General features: G+C 68.1%; 20 protein-coding genes. 12 read left to right on the forward strand and 8 right to left on the reverse strand.

The annotated features are described in order from the left end of the window. Positions 1-9 precede the first annotated feature (9 nt). Entirely contained in the window at positions 10-873 is an 864-nt protein-coding gene (locus M8859_RS19375) for an oxygenase MpaB family protein (protein ID WP_249644645.1), read from the reverse strand. Between the two features lie 167 nt (positions 874-1,040). Between M8859_RS19375 and M8859_RS19380 the strand changes: the two genes are divergently transcribed. After that, positions 1,041-1,673, forward strand: a complete 633-nt coding sequence (locus M8859_RS19380; protein ID WP_159927471.1) for a TetR/AcrR family transcriptional regulator — start codon at positions 1,041-1,043, stop codon at positions 1,671-1,673. Positions 1,674-1,678: 5 nt separating this feature from the next. On the opposite strand, the gene M8859_RS19385 is transcribed toward M8859_RS19380, so the two are convergent. Next, on the reverse strand, positions 1,679-2,395 hold the full coding sequence (locus M8859_RS19385) for a serine hydrolase family protein (RefSeq protein WP_159927469.1): 717 nt from the start codon (positions 2,393-2,395) through the stop codon (positions 1,679-1,681). A 183-nt stretch (positions 2,396-2,578) separates the two neighbouring features. Beyond that, entirely contained in the window at positions 2,579-3,430 is an 852-nt protein-coding gene (locus M8859_RS19390) for an oxygenase MpaB family protein (protein ID WP_159927683.1), read from the reverse strand. 136 nt (positions 3,431-3,566) lie between these two features. Here M8859_RS19390 and M8859_RS19395 point away from each other — a divergent pair, with 136 nt between their 5' ends. From M8859_RS19395 to M8859_RS19415, 5 genes are all read left to right on the forward strand, one after another. Then, on the forward strand, positions 3,567-4,985 hold the full coding sequence (locus M8859_RS19395; RefSeq protein WP_159927467.1) for an acyl-CoA synthetase: 1,419 nt from the start codon (positions 3,567-3,569) through the stop codon (positions 4,983-4,985). A 33-nt stretch (positions 4,986-5,018) separates the two neighbouring features. After that, positions 5,019-5,408: a PPOX class F420-dependent oxidoreductase gene (locus M8859_RS19400; RefSeq protein ID WP_195072060.1), complete on the forward strand. Its 390-nt coding sequence runs from the start codon at positions 5,019-5,021 to the stop codon at positions 5,406-5,408. A 150-nt stretch (positions 5,409-5,558) separates the two neighbouring features. Further along, positions 5,559-5,873, forward strand: a complete 315-nt coding sequence (locus M8859_RS19405) for a putative quinol monooxygenase (protein WP_159927463.1) — start codon at positions 5,559-5,561, stop codon at positions 5,871-5,873. A gap of 564 nt (positions 5,874-6,437) precedes the next feature. Beyond that, positions 6,438-7,625, forward strand: a complete 1,188-nt coding sequence (locus M8859_RS19410; RefSeq protein ID WP_249644637.1) for a helix-turn-helix domain-containing protein — start codon at positions 6,438-6,440, stop codon at positions 7,623-7,625. A 157-nt stretch (positions 7,626-7,782) separates the two neighbouring features. Further along, a complete protein-coding gene (locus M8859_RS19415; protein WP_159927459.1) occupies positions 7,783-8,313 on the forward strand; it encodes a class IV adenylate cyclase in 531 nt (176 codons plus the stop codon). Positions 8,314-8,546: 233 nt separating this feature from the next. On the opposite strand, the gene dapD is transcribed toward M8859_RS19415, so the two are convergent. Continuing rightward, positions 8,547-9,494 (reverse strand): 2,3,4,5-tetrahydropyridine-2,6-dicarboxylate N-succinyltransferase, encoded by a 948-nt coding sequence (gene dapD, locus M8859_RS19420; protein ID WP_159927457.1) that lies wholly within the window; start codon positions 9,492-9,494, stop codon positions 8,547-8,549. A 95-nt stretch (positions 9,495-9,589) separates the two neighbouring features. On the opposite strand from dapD, the gene dapE reads away from it, so the two are divergent. The 6 genes from dapE (at position 9,590) to M8859_RS19450 (ending at position 16,032) form a co-directional block, all read left to right on the forward strand. Then, complete coding sequence (gene dapE, locus M8859_RS19425; RefSeq protein WP_223520929.1) at positions 9,590-10,693, forward strand: succinyl-diaminopimelate desuccinylase; 1,104 nt, start codon at positions 9,590-9,592, stop codon at positions 10,691-10,693. Between the two features lie 126 nt (positions 10,694-10,819). Further along, positions 10,820-11,629, forward strand: a complete 810-nt coding sequence (locus M8859_RS19430) for an LOG family protein (protein WP_159927453.1) — start codon at positions 10,820-10,822, stop codon at positions 11,627-11,629. Beyond that, positions 11,623-12,195, forward strand: a complete 573-nt coding sequence (locus M8859_RS19435; protein ID WP_159927451.1) for an LOG family protein — start codon at positions 11,623-11,625, stop codon at positions 12,193-12,195. The genes M8859_RS19430 and M8859_RS19435 overlap by 7 nt, the downstream gene beginning before the upstream one ends. Before the next feature lies 1 nt (position 12,196). Further along, a complete protein-coding gene (locus tag M8859_RS19440; RefSeq protein ID WP_195072058.1) occupies positions 12,197-13,966 on the forward strand; it encodes a long-chain-acyl-CoA synthetase in 1,770 nt (589 codons plus the stop codon). Between the two features lie 246 nt (positions 13,967-14,212). Next, complete coding sequence (folP, locus tag M8859_RS19445) at positions 14,213-15,097, forward strand: dihydropteroate synthase (protein ID WP_159927447.1); 885 nt, start codon at positions 14,213-14,215, stop codon at positions 15,095-15,097. Further along, entirely contained in the window at positions 15,094-16,032 is a 939-nt protein-coding gene (locus M8859_RS19450) for a glucosyl-3-phosphoglycerate synthase (protein ID WP_159927445.1), read from the forward strand. Before folP ends, M8859_RS19450 begins: the two co-directional genes overlap by 4 nt. A 23-nt stretch (positions 16,033-16,055) precedes the next feature. On the opposite strand, the gene M8859_RS19455 is transcribed toward M8859_RS19450, so the two are convergent. The 4 genes from M8859_RS19455 to M8859_RS19470 all read right to left on the reverse strand — a co-directional run bounded on the left by M8859_RS19455 (position 16,056) and on the right by M8859_RS19470 (position 18,687). Continuing rightward, complete coding sequence (locus tag M8859_RS19455; RefSeq protein WP_159927443.1) at positions 16,056-16,391, reverse strand: hypothetical protein; 336 nt, start codon at positions 16,389-16,391, stop codon at positions 16,056-16,058. A gap of 217 nt (positions 16,392-16,608) precedes the next feature. After that, a complete protein-coding gene (locus M8859_RS19460; protein ID WP_159927441.1) occupies positions 16,609-17,685 on the reverse strand; it encodes an XdhC family protein in 1,077 nt (358 codons plus the stop codon). Positions 17,686-17,782: 97 nt separating this feature from the next. Then, positions 17,783-18,136, reverse strand: a complete 354-nt coding sequence (locus tag M8859_RS19465; protein WP_159927439.1) for a hypothetical protein — start codon at positions 18,134-18,136, stop codon at positions 17,783-17,785. A 23-nt stretch (positions 18,137-18,159) separates the two neighbouring features. Beyond that, positions 18,160-18,687: a hypothetical protein gene (locus tag M8859_RS19470; RefSeq protein ID WP_159927437.1), complete on the reverse strand. Its 528-nt coding sequence runs from the start codon at positions 18,685-18,687 to the stop codon at positions 18,160-18,162. Positions 18,688-18,890: the final 203 nt, after the last annotated feature.

Here is an 18,890-nt window from a genome sequence, read left to right on the forward strand (position 1 = left end):
TAAGTAGCTCTACACCAGCGGCTTTCCCCGCCGCAACCGCCTGCGCAGATCGAACAGGTAGGCGTTGAGCGGGAACATCCGTGCCGATCGGGGCAGTCGCCGATGCACCGCCCCGATCGTCCGCAGCAGCCGGTCCACGCGGCGCTGGTCGCGGTCGGTCGAGGTCATGCCCATCTCCTCGCGCAGGTGCTGCGGGAGCAGGCCGGTGACGATGAACCGCTGCAGCCCGGCGAAGACGACCCGCACAGGTCGCGGCATCATCTTCAGGTCGATCAGACCGTTGAAGTAGTCCCGCAACTCCGGCTCGATGCCGCGCTGCTTCAAGTTCTCGTTCCAGTACCGCTGGAATTCCGCGCGATTCGCCGGCCACATCTCCGGCCGCATCTGCAAGGTGGTGCCCAGCCGCGCGGCGTAGCTGTAGAAGGCGTCCGCGGTGGCGGCGTCCATCGGGCCGTGCATCCGGGTGTAGAGATCATCGATGCCCCAGTAGAGGCAGGCGGCGACCCACAGCTGCAGGTTCGGGTCGAAGGCGTTGTACTTCACCGGGCTCGCCGGGGTGGAGCGCACCGAACGGTGCGATCCGTTGACCGCCTCGCGGTATGCGTCGCGTTCGGCATCCGATCCGAGCAGCGCGACGGCGATATAGGTCAGCGTGGTGCGTAACCGTTTGATCGGGTGCAGGGTGACCTTGCCGCTGTCGACGGTGCTTTCCAGGACCCCGCGCCCGACCGGGCGCAGGCTCAGCTGCATGATGACGTTGGCGGCGCCGCCGAGGAATGCGGCGATGCCGTCGACGTACTCGCCGACCGTCTCCGGTGTGAGAGGCCGGCTCGGGTCCGGCTCGTGCTCGGCGGTGCGCAGCGGGGCGGTCATCATCGACCTCGTCTTTCGTTTCCGCCCGATCCAGAGAATCAAGCGATGAGAAGATTATGCATAAACTTTCTCATCGACTCGAAGAGCTGTCAATCAGCGTGAGGGTCTGTGACGATATGCAATGCTGAAAGCGTCATCGTTTCGCTGTCGCGGATAGGGGTTGAAGCATGGCCAGGCTGACCAGACTGCTGCCGCTCGTGCGCAGCGCCGCCCCGGAGGATCGCAACCAGACGCGGGTCCTGGACGCGGCGCTGCTGGCGTTCCTGGACTTCGGTATCAAGCGCACCAGCATGGTCGAGGTCGCGCGGCGCGGCGGATTGTCCCTGGCCACCCTCTATCGCCGCTTCGCGAGCAAGACCGATCTGATCAAGGCCGTCGGGCTGCGGCAGACCCGCGAGTTCATCGAGGAGGTCGACGCCGCGCTCCAGCGCCAGGTCGACCGGGACGCGAGCGCCGAGGAGCAGATCATCGAACTGTTCGCGGCGTTCATCAACGGACTGCGCGGCAATCAGCTGATCCACCGGCTGCTGGCCACCGAACCCGAGCTCGTGCTGCCCTATCTCACCACGCAGGGTGCCCCGGTGATCGAGCTCGGCCGTGATTACCTCGCCGAGTTCATCACCCGCTTGCAGCGCGAAGGCAAGCTGCCGCAATACGATCCGGAGCCCTTGGCCGAGATGATCGCCCGCACCGCGCTCTCACTGGCGCTGACCCCGCAGACCGTCATCCCGCTCGGCGACGACGCGTCGATCCGGCAGTTCGCGCGCGACCACGTGGTGGTGTCGTTCCGGGTGCCTTAGCGGGCTCAGCGCTGCCGCGGGGATCCGGTGATCATCGCCGTGAGGGCGGCCATTACGTCGGCGGTCTGCTCGGCCGCGGTGCCACGGGTGTGCGCGGTCACCGCGAAACCGGGACCGTAGGACGCCGAGGCGACTTCCGGCTCGCCGAAGTCCGACCAACCCCACTTGGTGCCGAGTACGAACGGCAAGCGGGCGGTGCCCCAATCCTGCTCGGTGCCGTCGAGCGCGGTCGAACCCGCGGCGGCCATCCATTCGAAGATCGGCGATCCGGGGTCGGTGCGCAGTTTGGCGGCGAGGAAGTCGGAGACGTCAGCGACGCTGGTCGCCCCCGCGCCCCAGTTGGGGCCGGGGACCGTCGCGGTGAGGCCGTATTCGGCGGCGATGGCGGCGACGGCCTGGGGGTACTTGGCCTCCATCGTGGTCGCCGCGCCGTCATCGGAATAGCGGATCATTTGCTCGGCTAGGACGCGGTCCTCGGGCGAGCCGTCGCCGTGGCGCAGGGCGTAGTCGGCCATGAAAAGCTTGGCCAGTGACAGGCTCGAGCGTGACTCGTGTTCGTTCGCCGTGCCCCAGCCGGGGCCGAGCACCGTCCGAATGGAGATCGCGGTGCGGGGCGGCACTGCGGCCACTTCGCTTTCGCCGTTCTCGGCACAGGCGACCGGCGCGGAGAGTGCGAGGAACGCTCCGGCGAGCAGCGCGGTCGCCATCATTCGAAAGCCCATCTTCTCCTCCTGGCTCGCTGCGGCACGGCATCGGACCGTCGATCGGGACAGCGCCGCGTACGCACGATGGGGCGTACGTGATTCGGTTGCCCTGCGATTGCTCGAATGAAACGGGTTCGTTGCGCTCGTTCCCGTCCGCTGCGGCCGCTCGAGTCGGATTCGACAACGCGCGGAGTCGGCCTCTCACACGAGACGCAGGCCGAGACGACGCCGGACGCGCATATCCAGCAGGTAGGCGTTCAGCGGGAACGCGCGGATCGGTCGCGGGAGGCGGGACTGCGTGGCCCCGACGGCGCGCAGGATGTGGCCGAGCACGCGCTCGTCGTGGTCGGTCCAGGTCATGCCCATCTCGTCGCGCAGGTGCTGCGGCAGCAGGCCGGTCACGAAGAAGCGATGCAGCCGCCCGAACGCCAACTGTGCCGGTCGCGGCAGCATGCGCAGCTCGATGAGGTCGTCGAAATAGGCGCGGACCGCCGGGTCGATGCTGGTCTTGGCGAGATTCGCGGCCCAGTACGCGTCGAAGGCGCGCCGGTCGACGGGCCACATCGCTTCGGGCATCTGGAGGGTGGTGCCCAGCCGGGCGCCCAGGCGGTAGAAGGCGTCGGCGGTCGCCTCGTCCATCGGGCCGTGCATGCGCTCGTACAGATCCAGGGCTCCCCAGTGCAGGCACGCCGCGACCCACAGTTGCAGCGTGGGATCGAAGGCGTTGTAGTGCATCGGGCTGGAGGCCGTCGAGTGGACTTGGCGATGCGCTACGTTGACCGCCTCGCGGTAGGCCGCGCGTTCCTCGTCGGTGCCGAGCATCGCCACGGACAGGTAGGTCAGCGTGGTGCGCAGCCGTTTGATCGGATGCAACATCACATTCCCGCTGTCGACCCTGCTCTCCAGGACGCCATAGCCGACCGGTGGAGTACTCAACTGCATGATGACGTTCGCGACGCCGCCGAAGAGGCCGGCTATGCCGTCGAGATATTGCCCGACGTCGAAGGAGTCCGGCGAGTCGTGGCGATGCGGTGCGCGAAGTGGCTTGGTCATCATCGACCTCGCAGTACTGAGAAGGCTGTGCAACAACTTTCTCACCGCGTCAGCAGGAGTGTCAACCATCACATCGACGGCTCGTCGGCGCGGGACACCGCGAGGCCGCCCGAGCCCGGCGAAGTAGCGTGGTCGAATGCCGTTCGGTCCGCCGCTGCTGCTCAGTTCCCTCAACCCGCTCGCCGTCGCAGGCGGAGCGGACATCCCCGACGCCGTCAGCATCGACGGCACCACCCTGTCTCGCAGCGACCTGCTGGGCGCGGCCACTTCGGTGGCCGAACGCGTCGCGCGCGCGGAGCGGGTGGCGGTGCTGGCCGAGCCGACCGTCCAGACCGTGCTCGCGGTGGTGGGCTGCCTCATCGCGGGCGTCACGGTGGTGCCGGTGCCCCCGGACTCCGGGACCGCGGAACGGGCGCACATCCTGGCCGACTCGGGCGCGCAGGCATGGCTGGGTACGGCGCCGGAGGACGCCGACCTGCCCGTGGTGCCGGTGCGGCGGCACGCGAGGTCATGGCACACCTACCCCGAACCGGACCCGGCCACGACGGCTTTCGTGCTCTACACCTCCGGAACTACCGGCCTGCCCAAGGGCGTGGTGCTCAGTCGGGGCGCGATCGCCGCAGGCCTGGACGCCCTCGCCGAGGCATGGGCATGGACCGCCGGGGACACTCTGGTGCACGGGCTTCCACTGTTCCACGTGCACGGACTGATCCTCGGCGTGCTCGGCCCGCTGCGCGTGGGCAGTCCGCTCGTCCACACCGGCAAGCCGACGCCGCAGGCCTACGCGGCCGCGAAGGGTTCGCTGTACTTCGGCGTGCCGACCGTGTGGTCGCGAGTGGTCGACGACCCCGACTCGGCGAGGCAATTGGCCGACGCGCGGCTTCTGGTCTCCGGCAGCGCGCCGCTGCCCGTACCGGTGTTCGAACGACTGCGCGAGCTGACCGGGCACGCGCCGGTCGAGCGCTACGGCATGAGCGAAACCATGATCACGCTGTCCACCCGGGCCGACGGCGAGCGCAGGCCCGGCTGGGTCGGCACGCCGGTACGCGGCGTGCGCACCCGGATCCGGGACGAGTCCGGCGCCCCCGTCCCGCACGACGGCGAGAGCATCGGCGGCCTCGAGGTCAGCGGGCCCATGCTCTTCGACGGCTACCTGAACCGCCCGGAGGCGACCGCGCAGAGCTGGACCGAGGACGGCTGGTTCCGGACCGGTGACGTCGCCGCCATCGACGCCGACGGCTTCCACCGCATCGTCGGCCGGGAATCGGTGGACCTGATCAAGTCCGGTGGCTACCGGGTCGGGGCGGGGGAGGTCGAGACGGTGCTGCTCGGTCACCCCGCCGTCGCGGAGGTCGCCGTGGTCGGCCTGCCCGACGACGACCTGGGCCAGCGCATCACCGCCTTCGTCGTGCTGCGCGGCAACGCGTCCGAACGCGAACTGATCGACCACGTGGCCGGAGAACTCTCGGTGCACAAGCGCCCGCGCGAGATCCGGATGGTCGACGCACTGCCGCGCAATGCCATGGGCAAGGTGCAGAAGAAGAAGCTGGGTTGACCTCGAGTCAGGTAGAGGTTTTACGGTCGGCGCATGACCGCGACCTTGACACCCGAACAGATCGACTACCTGCACACCCAGCGGCTGGGCCGTCTGGCCACCGTCCGGCCCGACGGCACCCCCCAGAACAACCCGGTCGGCTTTCGCTACAACCCCGAGCTGGGCACCATCGACATCGCGGGCTGGAACATGGGCGCATCATGGAAATTCCGTAACCTCGCCACCAACGACCGCGTCGCCTTCGTGGTCGACGACGTCGCCTCGGTCCAACCCTGGCGCGTCCGCTGCTTGGAGATCCGCGGCTCCGCCGAAGCGCTCACCGACGTCGAGCCCTACATCTCCGGCGTCTCCCGCGAAATGATCCGCATCCATCCCCAACGGGTCATCGCCTTCGGTTTGACCGACCAGACCGATACGCCTTGATCGTCCTCAGCGATTCGCGGCCGCCTGCACCTGTTCGCCGTCGAATTGCTCGGTTGTACCAGCGGGCGGCGAGCCGACGCGACGCCGGTGTTGGAGCGTGCGGCTGCCCCCGCCCTGTACGGTGACCGTATACCGGTGCCGAGGAGGGCTATGTTCGCGCTCGTGGTGAGGTTCGACCTGCAGGATGGCGAGAAGGCTGCCGAGTTCGACCAGTTGGTAGCCGAGACCGTTGGGGCGGTCACTCAATTCGAACCCAGAACGCTGGTGTATGCCACGCATTCCGTCGAGGGAGAGCCCTTGGCGCGGGTGTTCTACGAGGTGTACCGCGACCGCGAGGCATTCCGGGAGCATGAGCGGCAGCCACACACCCGGCACTTCCTGAGCCAGCGGGAGAAGTACGTCGCCTCTTCTCGCGTGGAGTTCCTGTCGCCCGTCGGCGCGAAGGGCTTGCCCGCCCCGAGATGACCGGCTGTCCCGTCATCCCCTGGCCGCGCCGTCGGGCCACACCACATCCACCGGCACACCTGCATCGAGGGCCAGTTCCACCACGGACCCCGTCCCGCTTCGCTCCCTGAAGTCGGCTCCGGTCCTCCCAAGAGGACCAGAGTCTTTTCCTCTTCGAAGGTCCTAGCGCCGTTCAGTACTCACGTGCGGTGTCCGGTCTCATGCGGCCCGCCTCGATCAGTGTTTGCCGTGCTGCTGCCTTGCGCGGGCAGTCCTGTATGCGGTACCCCCTGTGGCGCTGCATGATGGCGTGGGCTTCGGCCACGCTCAGGCGATGGTCGGGAGCTTCGTGCGGCCAACCTCGTGGCCAGAGCCCGGTCCCGAACCCCTGCTTCCTGATCGCGCTTCAGTGGTGAGCACCCGCTGCCGGGGATACCGATGGAGGTCGGATCAACCCGGCGGCGGGGCTACCAGAAGCGGCCTGCGACTGCGGGATTCGCGCTAGCGTTGCACTGTGGCCAAGGTGTTGCCGAATGGTTCGGCAGCGTCGCAACGCTGCTCAGGGGCGTGATGAGAGGGGGCTGGATGCAGAATTGGGAAGCGTTCGGAGCCGAACTGCGGCGGCGGCGATCGCAGGCGGGTCTGTCGGTCAGAGAGCTGGCGCGCAGCCTCAGTTACGACCCTGGTGCGTTGTCGCGTCTGGAAAATGGCCGCCGCAAACCTCCGCTGGATATTGTTCGGAAGCTTGATCGGGTTCTCGAATCCGACGGAGCGCTCGCGATCATCTATGAAAGTCTGATCGCCCCGGTAGACGCCGATGAGCAGTCAACCCTGTTGCATTCGCGTGAGTCGTCTGCCATGGCGGAACGGCGCTACATCGATCGCGGGCTGGCTGCGGAACTTGGAAGGCTGCTGTCGGAAACCAGACGGTTGGAGGATCGGATCGGGTCCGAACTCGTTCTGCCGCTGGCAGTATGTCAAACACGGGTCACGTCAGCGCTCGCCGCCGAGGCCCGGAAGTCGGACCGTGCCGCCATGGTCGGCGTAGCCGCTGGATGGCAGCAATTCACAGGTTGGCTCCATGCGAATCTCGGACATCATGCTGCCGCGGTCCAGCATTATCGCGTCGCGCTCGAACTGGCCACCGAGAGCGGTAACCGAGACATGATCGCCACTGCGCTGTCCATGCGAGGTCATGTCGCATGGATGGCAGGTGAGGTCGGTCCGATGATCGGCCTATCTCGAGCCGCGCAGCGTGATGGCGATGCACTGAGTTCTACTGTCCTTGCGCTGGCAGTCCAGCAGGAGGGCCGTGGACACGCAATCGAAGGTGATCTCAGTGCGATGGAAGCCAAACTGGATGAGGCGGCGGAGTTGATAGCGCGGGGGGACCCGAGTCGACCGGATTCTCAGTACTTCTACTCCGACTCGTTCATCGAAATGCAGCGTGGCTTGGCCTATCGCCTGGCTCGGCAGTGGGACAAGGCCGTCGTGTCGCTCGATCGTGGATTGGCGGGCTTCGATCCCGAGATCCTGGGATCCGAATGGGCTACTTGGTACGTCGCAGAATCGGCCTGCGCATTGGCGGGTATCGGTGAACCCGAAGCCGCATGCCAGCGAGCATCGGAGGCATTGCGGGTCGCGGTAGCGACGCCAAGATCCAGATTGACCGGATTCATTCGCTGCCTCCATCGCGAGATGACTACGAAATGGATGACGAACGAAGCTGTTGGCGCCCTGGGCCAGGAACTGCGTTCGACCCGTGCTGTATAGAGCCAGAATGTCGATGTCGTGGCTACGAGGGCGATAGGTGGTCGTCGGCGGGCGCTCACAGACAGGCTTCCGTCATGTCCCGGGCTGTACACCGGCCGTTGGCGAAAACCGAAACCCGATGCCAGGCGAGTTCGTCACAACTTGAAAGGAGCAAGTAGTGCCAATCGAGCACGAAGCCAAGATCCTCGATATCAACCCCGGCACCATCGAACAGCACATCGTGGACAAGGGCGGGCGACGGCTCGGTGAGCGGTTCATGCGCCGCTACGTCTATGACATCACGCCGGGTGATGCGTCGAAATGGATCAGGCTGCGTGACAATGGAAATGGGACCACGCTCGCCGTCAAGCAGATCACCAGCGACGCCATCGACGGCACTCACGAAGTGGAAGTGAGCGTCGACGACTTCACCGCCACCAACGCGCTGCTCGAGATGCTGGGGTTCACCGCGAAGTCCTACCAGGAGAACAAGCGGATCAGCTTCGCGCTCGACGGCGCACAGCTCGAGGTCGACACCTGGCCAGGGATTCCGCCGTACCTGGAGATCGAAGCCGCGACCAAGGACGAAGTGATCCGGATCGCCGAACTGCTCGGCTACGCCGAAGCCGACCTCACCGGCGAGAACACGATCAAGATCTACGCACGGCACGGCATCGACCTCGACGCCGTCCGCGAACTACGGTTTTGAGCGCGTCCGATCTTGTCGCCAGTGGCGGCAGACGCACGTAGAGGATGGGCGCTGGGTCGCGCCGAGCATGATCATCGGTTCACTCGTCCGAGTGCCACGCGCGGAGCGTGCAACGGATCGCCCCCGATCCCCGCCCAGCGATCTCCGGACTGGCCGGGCGGCCTAGGGCAGCGAGGCCGGTTTCACGCCGGTCTCGAGCCCTTGCCGATATCGGTCCTTGTGCCAGTGGAGAATCAGTCGTTGGCGTGCAGGTCGGCGTTGAGTTCGATGCCGGTGCCTTTACGCGGGACGACCTCGACCGCGCCGGTGGCGGAGTTGCGGCGGAACAGGAGGTTGTCGCGACCGGCCAGCTCGGCGGCCTTGACCAGGGTGCCGTCCGGGGTGGTGACCTTGGTGCCCGCGGTCAGGTAGAGGCCCGCCTCGACCACGCAGTCGTTGCCGAGCGGGATGCCAAGGCCGGAGTTCGCGCCGAGCAGGGATCGCTCGCCGATGGAGATAACCGTGGTGCCGCCGCCGGACAGCGTGCCCATGGTGGACGCGCCGCCGCCGATGTCGGAGCCGTCGCCGACCACGACGCCCGCGGAGATGCGGCCCTCGATCATGGACGCGCCGAGCGTGCCCGCGTTGAAGTTCACGAACCCCTCGTGCATGACGGTGGTGCCGGAGGCCAGGTGCGCGCCGAGACGGACCCGGTCGGCGTCGCCGATGCGGACGCCGGAGGGCAGCACGTAGTCGACCATGCGCGGGAACTTGTCCACGCTGTACACGGTGACCGGGCCGCGGGCGCGCAGCTTGGCGCGGGTGGCCTCGAAGCCCTCCACCGCGGCGGGGCCGTGGTTGGTCCACACCACGTTGGTGAGCAGGCCGAATTGGCCGTCCAGGCTCACTTCGTGCGGCTTGACCAGGCGGTGCGAGAGCAGGTGCAGCCGCAGGTAGACCTCGTGCGCGTCGACCGGGGCGGCGGAGAGGTCGGCGATCGTGGTGTGCACCGCGATCACGTCGACCCCGCGCGCGTCGTCGAAGCCGAGCAGCGCCGCGTACTCGGCGGGCGCCTCGTCCAGGCGCTTGGTGCCGGTCTCGGCGAACTCACCCAGCTGCGGGTTCGGGTACCACGTGTCCAGCACGGTCCCGTCCGCGGTGACATTGGCGATACCGATTGCTGCTGCTCCCTGGATGCTCACGGCCTAGAGGTTACCGACCCGCACGAGGCGGTGGTTCGCCTGCTACTTCCCACGCCACAGCCGCACGGCCGCTCGGCGGCCGTAGGGTGAAGCGCGTGACCATCGACCTGCATGCCGACCCGATCACACTGACCGCCGCGCTCGTCGACATTCCGAGCGTTTCGCGGAACGAGGCCGCCATCACCGACGTGGTGGAGCGGGCGCTGCGGGAGCAGACGACGGGATGGGAGATCCTCCGGCACGGGAACGTGGTGCTGGCGCGCACCCACCGCGGGTTGCCGACCCGGGTGATCCTGGCCGGGCATCTGGACACCGTGCCGATCGCCGACAACGTGCCCGGCCGGTTCGACGTGAACCCGGCGGGTGAGCCGGTCCTCTACGGCTGCGGCTCGGTGGACATGAAATCCGGCGACGCGGTCTTCCTGCACCTGGCCGCGACCGTCGCCGACCCCGTGCACGACCTGACCTTGATCTTCTACGACGGTGAGGAGATCGCCGCCGAGTTCAACGGGCTCGGCCACATCGAGCGCGATCTGCCCGACTGGCTCAGCGGCGACCTCGCCGTGCTCGGCGAACCGTCCGGCGGCTGGATAGAGGCCGGTTGCCAGGGCACCCTGCGCGTTCGGCTGAGCACCTCGGGTGTGCGCGCGCACTCGGCGCGAGCATGGCTGGGTGACAACGCGATCCACCGGTTGGCTCCGATACTGCAGCGGCTCGCCGACTATCGCGCACGGGATGTGGACATCGACGGCTGCGTGTATCGCGAAGGCTTGTCCGCGGTCCGGGTTACGGGCGGCGTGGCGGGCAACGTCGTGCCCGACGCCGCCGAGGTGGACGTCAACTTCCGCTTCGCGCCCGATCGCACCGTCGACCAAGCCGTCGAGCACGTACGCGAGGTCTTCGCGGGACTCGAGCTCTCCTTCGAGGTGACCGACTCGGCTCCGGGCGCACTGCCGGGCCTGACCGCCCCTGCGGCGAAGGACCTCATCGCCTCGGTGCAGCGCCACGGTGGCGGCGGTGTGCGCGCGAAGTATGGCTGGACGGATGTTTCGCGCTTCGCGGCCCGCGGCATTCCGGCCGTCAACTTCGGACCCGGCGACCCCAACCTCGCGCACAAGCGCGACGAGCACGTCCCCGTCGCTCAGATCACCGCCGTCACCGCCATGCTGAGGGGCTATCTGACCGGCACGCCGGCCTGAACGAGACTCCGGCGCCGGACTCCGAGATTGCGACCGCGTCTCGCCCTCCCTTCCCCCGGCTGAACGTCGGACGTCTTCTCCCGTCCAGCCCGTGAGCGGCCCTTGCCGGGCGGTAGCGTGGAACGCATGTCCACCGACGCCGCGGACCGTGAGGTCGCCAACAAACCGAAGTCGACCCCGAAGTTCCGCGGACCGATCATGTTCCGCCGCGATCGTGCCGACGAGATGGGCAACTCCGACCGGAATCTGCTGGACAAGCGCGGCGATACGGACTGGGTGCACACCGACCCCTGGCGCGTGCTGCGCATCCAAGCCGAGTTCGTCGAAGGCTTCGGCGCTCTCGCCGAGGTGCCGCGGGCGGTGACGGTCTTCGGTTCGGCGCGTACGTCCGCCGACCATCCGGAGTACCAGGCGGGCATGGCGATCGGCGCCGCGCTGGCAAGGGCGGGCTTCGCCGTGATCACCGGCGGCGGGCCGGGCGCGATGGAAGCGGCCAACCGGGGCGCCTGCGAGGCGGGCGGTTACTCCATCGGCCTCGGCATCGAGCTGCCGTTCGAGCAGAGCCTCAACGAGTGGGTCGATCTGGGTATCAACTTCCGGTACTTCTTCGTCCGCAAGACGATGTTCGTGAAGTACTCCCAGGCGTTCATCTGCCTGCCAGGGGGTTTCGGCACCCTCGACGAGTTGTTCGAGGCGCTGACGCTGGTGCAGACCCGCAAGATCACCCGGTTCCCGATCATCCTCTTCGGCACCAGGTACTGGGCCGGGCTGGTCGATTGGTTGCGCGATTCGCTGGGCGGTTCCGGCAAGATCTCCCCGGGTGACCTCGACCTGTTGCACGTGACCGACAGCGTCGAGGAACTCGTGCACATCATCCAGGCCGCCGCGGAAGCAGGCGGCGCCGAGGACGCGATCGGGACGGAGGATCAATGGTGAGCGAGCGGCCTTTCGCCGTCTGTGTCTACTGCTCGGCGAGCACGACCGACCAGGACTACCTTTCGCTGGCCGCCCGGGTGGGCACCGAGATAGCCCGCCGCGGTTGGCAATTGGTGTCCGGCGGCGGGCACGTCTCGATGATGGGCGCGGTCGCCACCGCTGCGCGCGCCGGCGGTGCGAACACCATCGGCGTGATCCCGAAGCACCTGGTGCACCGCGAGGTCGCCGATGTCGACGCCGACGAACTGGTGGTCACCGACACCATGCGCCAGCGCAAGCAGGTGATGGAGGACCGCGCCGACGCCTTCCTCACCCTGCCCGGCGGCATCGGCACGCTGGAAGAGTTCTTCGAAACCTGGACCGGCGGCTATCTGGGACAGCATGAGAAGCCGGTTGTTGTGCTGGATCCCAATGGTTTCTTTCGCGGGTTGTTCTCCTGGCTGGATGAGTTGTACGAGCGGAAGTTCGTGCCCCAGACAGCCTTGTCCCGGATTACCGTGGTGACCGATCTTCCGTCCGCCTTCGCGGCACTGGAAGCGCCGAGTACCCGTGCTGAGGAGAGCTGAAGTGAGCAACGACGCCCGCTCGACGGTGAGTCTGGTCGATCTCGCCCGGAATCTTCCCGCGATGGCCCTGGACACGCCCGGCATGCTGCGCAACGCGCTGGGCATGCTGACGACGCCGGATTCCAAGGCCTCGGTGGGGCTGTACTTCCAGCGCAACGCCCACCGTCATCCGGATCGGCTGTTCCTGCGGTTCGAGGGCGCGAGCTACACCTACGGCGAGGCCAACGCGCAGGTGAACCGGTATGCGAGCGTGCTGGCGGCGCGGGGGGTGCGGCGCGGCGACGTGGTCGGCGTGCTGATGACCAACCGGCCGGAGACGCTGTTCGTCGTGCTGGCCACGGTCAAACTCGGGGCCACCGTGGGTCTGCTCAACCATCACCAGCGCGATCGAGTGCTGGCGCACAGCTTCGGACTGCTCGACAGCGTGCTGAACGTGGTGGGCGCGGAGTGCGCCGAGGCGATCGACTCGCTGTCCGAGCCACCCGCCGACATCCTCGCGGCCGACGATCTCGAGCAGGAGGCCCGCGCCGCCGCCGACATCGACCCGCCGAGCTGCGCCGAGGTCACCGCGCGGGAGCGGGCGTTCCTCATCTTCACCTCCGGCACCACCGGACTGCCGAAGGCCAGCGTGATGACCCACCTGCGCTGGACCAAGAGCATGGCCGGACTGGGCGGCCTCGGAATCCGCCTGCGCGGCGACGACACGCTGTACTGCTGCCTGCCGCTCTACCACAACAACGCGCTCACCGTCGCGTTGTCCGCGGTGCTGGCCTCCGGCGGCACGTTGGCCCTCGGCCGGGGTTTCTCCGCGTCCCGGTTCTGGGACGAGGTCATTCGCGAACAGGCGACGGCGTTCATCTACATCGGCGAGCTGTGCCGCTACCTGGTCAACCAGCCGCCCAAGCCGACCGACCGGCAGCACCTGGTCCGGCTCGCGGTCGGCAACGGGCTGCGCCCCGAACTGTGGGACGAGTTCAAGTCCCGGTTCGGCGTCAAGCGGATCGTGGAGTTCTACGGCGCGAGCGAGGCGAACATCGCGTTCGTCAACGCGTTCGGGGTGGACCGCACGGCCGGTTTCGGTCCGCTGCCCTATGCCGTCGTGGAGTACGAGGACGAGACCGGAAAGGCGAAGCGCGACACGAACGGACGGTTGCGCAAGGTCCGTACCGGAGAGGTCGGGCTGCTGCTGGCCAAGGTGACCGATCGCTCCCCGTTCGACGGTTACACCGACAAGGACGCCACCGAGGCCAAACTGGTGCGTGACGCCTTCCAACCCGGCGACGTCTGGTTCGACACCGGCGACCTGGTCCGCGATCAGGGCTGGCATCACATCGCGTTCGTGGACCGGCTCGGTGACACCTTCCGCTGGAAGGGCGAGAACGTGGCGACCACCGAGGTGGAGGGCGGGCTGAGCAAGGCGGAGCCGATCGCCCAAGCGGTGGTCTACGGCGTGGACATCCCCGGCGCCGACGGCAAGGCGGGCATGGCCGCGGTGACACTGCATCCCGGCGCGGAATTCGACGGGGCGGCGGTGGCGAAGCTGGCTTACGAGCAGTTGCCCGGGTACGCCGTGCCGCTGTTCGTCCGCATCGTCCACGAGCTGGAGCAGACCTCCACGTTCAAAAGCCGCAAGGTCGAATTGCGCAAGCAGGGTTATGCCCCGGATTCGGACAGCACGCTGTACGTACTCGCCGGTCGTACCGAGGGCTACGTCCCGGCTTACGACGACTACGCCGCTGAGGTCGCAGCAGGCCGCGCACCCAAGGGCTGACCGTCATCCGCCGACGTGCCTGGTGGTGGTCGCTGTCCACCGCCGCAAGACTGCGCGCCGGTCCGGCGGCGCTCGACTGGTACGGTTCGAGAATCCGGAGATGCGGAGGGACCGACTGGTTTCGCGAGCACATGGGTAACTCGTCGGGTACGCCCGAAACCGTAGCGGCACCCGGCGCACGACCTGAACGCGAATCCCGTCTCCTGACTTGTACGGCCTGAATTCGCGGAGAGGCGGGAGAGCGACATGTACCCCTCGCCCGCCGCGCCGCTTCCCACGCTGTGCGGCCGGCCGGTGGCGACGGATCGAGCGCTGGTGATGGCGATCGTGAATCGCACGCCGGACTCGTTCTACGACCGAGGCGCCACGTTCACCGATGCGGCGGCTATGGACGCCGTGGCGCGCGCCGTGGACGAGGGCGCCGACCTCGTCGACATCGGCGGGGTGAAAGCCGGGCCCGGTGATGTGGTGGACGCGGCCGAGGAAGCGCGTCGCGTGATCCCGTTCGTCGCGGCCATTCGAGGCAAGTACCCGGAGCTACTGATCAGCGTCGACACCTGGCGCGCCGAGGTGGCGCTGGCCGCGGTGGGCGAGGGGGCGGATCTGATCAACGACACCTGGGCGGGCGCCGACCCCGATCTCGTTCCGGTGGCCGCCGCGCACGGCGCGGGTGTGGTGTGCAGCCACACCGGTGGCGCGGTGCCGCGTACCAGACCGCATCGGGTCCGTTACGCCGACGTGGTGGGCGAAGTCACCGAAACCGTGGTGCGATCCGCCGAGAACGCGCTCGCGGCCGGAGTCCGCCGGGATTCGATCCTGATCGATCCGACCCACGATTTCGGCAAGAACACTTATCACGGCCTCGAACTGTTGCGAGGAGTCGACGTTCTTGTAAAAACCGGATGGCCAGTCTTGATGGCGCTGAGCAACAAGGATTTCATCGGAGAGACTTTAGGTGTCGGTCTTTCCGAACGGCTGGAGGGCACATTGGCGGCAACAGCATGGTCGGCAGCGGCCGGCGCCCGAGTCTTCCGTGTCCACGAAGTCGCCGCGACCCGGCGGGTCGTGGACATGATCGCCGCGATCCAGGGCATCCGGCCCCCCGCACGAACCTTGCGAGGTCTGGCATGACATTTCAACACCGTGAGCCCGCCTGGGCGACGACCCATACCTGGGACACTCCGAACTGGCGGGTGGACGATCTCGTCTCCGCGAAAGCCGGGCGCACCGTGTCGGTGGTGCTGCCCGCACTGAACGAAGAACGGACCGTGGCCGATGTCGTGGCCAGCATCCGGCCGTTGCTCGGCACGCTGGTCGACGAGCTGATCGTGCTGGATTCCGGTTCGACCGACGCCACCGCGGAGCGGGCGCGCGCGGCGGGCGCCGAGGTGATCACTCGCGAGCAGGCGGTGCCGGAACTGGATCCGGTCCCCGGCAAGGGGGAGGTTCTGTGGCGTTCCCTGGCGGTGACCAGCGGCGACCTGATCGCTTTCGTAGATTCCGACCTGATCGACCCGGATCCGGCGTTCGTGCCGAAGCTGCTGGGTCCGCTGCTCACGGTCGATGACATGCATCTGGCCAAGGCCTACTACCGCAGGCCGCTGCGACAGGGCGGCGCGGTGGACGCGCACGGCGGCGGCCGCGTCACCGAGCTGGTCGCCCGTCCTCTGCTGGCGGCGCTGCGACCCGAACTCTCGCAGGTGTTGCAGCCGCTCGGCGGCGAATACGCAGGCACCCGCGAACTGCTCACCTCGGTGCCGTTCGCGCCGGGCTACGGCGTGGAGATCGGGTTGCTGCTGGACACCTACGACCGGCTCGGCATGTCCGCGATCGGCCAGGTCAACCTGGGAGTGCGTACTCATCGCAACCGTCCGCTGGCCGACCTCGGGGTGATGAGCCGCCAGATTCTGGGCACCGTGCTCGGTCGCAGCGGCGTCCAGGACTCCGGCGCGGCGCTGACCCAGTTCCCGTTGATCGGCGACGAGTTCACCGCGCACCGCACCGAGGTGCGGCTGGTGGACCGCCCGCCGATGAACACCCTGCGGCCCGCGTGGGCGGCGGCCTGAACCGCGTTGCCGCTCCGATTCGGTCAGGCCCCTTCCGCATGCGGGTCCCGCATGTACCCCGCCTCGATCAGCGTGCGGAAGGCCGCGAGCTTGTAGACGCATTCGGAGGGCTCACAGATCCGGTGGCGCTGCATGAGTTCGTGCGCCTCCGCTACGGTCAACGGCTCGGTGAGCAGCTGCTGCGGCCTGCCGATCGGACAGGTCGGTAGCGCGGGGGCGGGGACCTGCTCGGCGATGCCGTGCTGGGCGATGCCGACCCGGCGCCGCCGGGACGCCGGTCCGTGCAGCAATCCGATGGTGGCGACCAGACTGGCGGCGCCGGCGAGCGAGCAGAGGACGGCGAACTGGGTGGCGGTCACGGCGCTTTCTCCTCTCGGTGGGGCGGGCCGGGTTGAGCGTGGCGGGGCCGAAGCGCACGCACCGTCACCTACTCGTAGTTAACTTTCAGCAAACTTCAGTGTGGGCCGAAAGGGCGCGCTGTGCAAGATGGGAATGAGATGCGCGCCACCGACCGGTATGGGTGGCTCTGCGGCTGGGTATGCCCGGCGATTCGGAGTCCAATCCGTTTTGCGCGGATCAGCGGTGAATGGGACCCTCGGTGCGGTCGAGCGGAAGCGCGGAGGCGCCGCCGCGCTCGGCGAGGATCTGGGCGGCGATGGAGATGGCCGTCTCGTCCGGCGTGCGCGCGTCGAGATCCAGCCCCACCGGACTTCTCAGTCGGCCGAGCTGGTCGTCGGTGACGCCCACGGCCCGCAGGCGCTCGACGCGCTCGGCGTGGGTCCGGCGGGATCCGAGAGCGCCGACGAAGCCGATGCGCGGGCACGACAACGCCGTGGCCAGCATCGGCACGTCGAATTTGGCGTCGTGGGTGAGTACGCAGACCACGGTGCGCCGGTCGATGCGCCCCGCCTCCTGTTCGCCGCGCAGATACCGATGCGGCCAGTCCACGACGACCTCGTGGGCAGCGGGGAACCGGGCGGCGGTGGCGAAAGTCTCGCGGGCGTCCACGACCGTCACCCGGTAGCCGAGCTGGCGGCCGGTGCGGCTGAGCGCGCGCACGAAATCGTTGGCGCCCGCCAGGATCATGCGCGCCGGAGCCGCGAAGACCTGCACGAACGTCCGGGGTCGCGGTGAGCCGCCTGCCGCGCGCTCGTCGGTGCCCACCACGCCGCAGCGCCCCGCGGCCAGCAGCGCCCGGGCGTCGTGATCCACGCCGTGCCACGGTTGCGTCTGCTCGGGTGTCAGCAGCTTCCATTCCGGTGTTGCGTCCATGGTGGTCGCTACGGCGACGGGACGGCCGTGGTCGATCCGCTGCCGCAACGCCGAGAGCAGCGGCAGCCGCGCGGGGGTGACCCGCTCGACGAACACTTCGATTTCCCCGCCGCAGGTCAAGCCCACTGCGGGCCCGTCGGCGTCGGCATAGCCGAACCTGTCGGTCACCGCGTGGCCGCTTGCCAGCACCTCTCGCGCCGAGGCGACGACGGCGGCCTCGACGCATCCGCCCGACAGTGAGCCGTGCACGTCACCGGAGCCGGTGACGAGCATCGCGGCGCCCGGTTCGCGCGGCACGGGGCCGGTCGTGTCCACCACGCGTGCCAGCGCGACCGGCCCGTGCGACAGCAGGCCGATCAATTCCTCGAGTATCGCGCGCACAGCAACCGGTCCTTTCCGAGTGGGTCCGGCCGCGGCGCATCGGGCCCGGAAACGAACGGCGAATCTCCGCCGTACCGCCAGCCTAGTTACTGGGAGGCTATTGGGCGCGGCGGCGATGATCCGGTAGCAGCACGTGCTCGGCCCGCGCTTCGGTTCCGTCCCGGCCGGTGGGCGCGGCCTCGTCACGGGTGCCGGTATCCGTGGGGGGTTGCTCGCGCTCCCGGCGGGCGGGATCGACCGTGTCGGCGGTGTGCGGCTGGTCGGCTGCCGTTTCATCGTCCTGCGAGCCCTCCGGCCCGGGTGTGGCCGACTGCTCGTCCGCGAGCCGGGCCTGGAGGTCGGCGACGGTCAGGTGGGCTTTCGACCCCTTCGGCCGCAGCAGCATGCTGAGGATCAGGCCGAGCAGGCCCACCGCCACGACGGCGCCGCCGATGAGCAATAGCGGGTTCACGATTTTCCTCCTTGCCGGACGCCTCACGCGTCCGTTGAGCGGAGCTGGAGATGGGACGGGACGGCGTCGGTCTCGAAGTACGCCGTGAAGATCTCGGCCGCCTGCTCGGCGGTGAAGAGCTCGTCCGGATACACGCGGGGAGCGGGCACGCCGACGGGGACCGGCACGTCGACATCTGGTGGACCGATCCGCTCGCCGGACAGGCCCAAGGCGAAGCGTTGCGGCGTGCCGCCGACCGCGGTGCGCATCTCGAGGGTCAGCGCGTCCGCCGAGCCGGTGCACTGGAGGTACTCCTGGCCGGGCGCGGAGCTGATCGCCGGGTCGATGTCGGCGGGGCGCATCGGCTCGGCGAGCCGGGTCATGTTCACCGAGTAGCGGTGGAAGCCGTCCAGCCTGCGCAGCGGGCGCAGAAAGCTGTCGATGGTCTCGCCGGGGCCGACGAAGACTTTCAACCGGTCGCTGTAGGTGACTCGGTGGGTGGTCACCGTGGGATCGCCGGTCCGGGCCGGAGTCGCAAGGCCGTGCGGCCGCAGCACGGAGAGAAGGGTCACGGAACTCGCAGATATCGACTTTCGATCACGCATCAGCGTTCACCTATCACATGCGGTTATCGTCTAGCTATTCAATCATCCGTGAATGAACTCGCTCGCGGCAGGTCTGGTGACCTGTACCACACGGCAGGATGGCGGTTCGGATGACGCCACAGAGTGCTCTCGAACAGCTGAGCAGCGGGTACTTCGTTGCCCGTCCGAAG

The organism is Nocardia sputi (assembly GCF_023501985.1).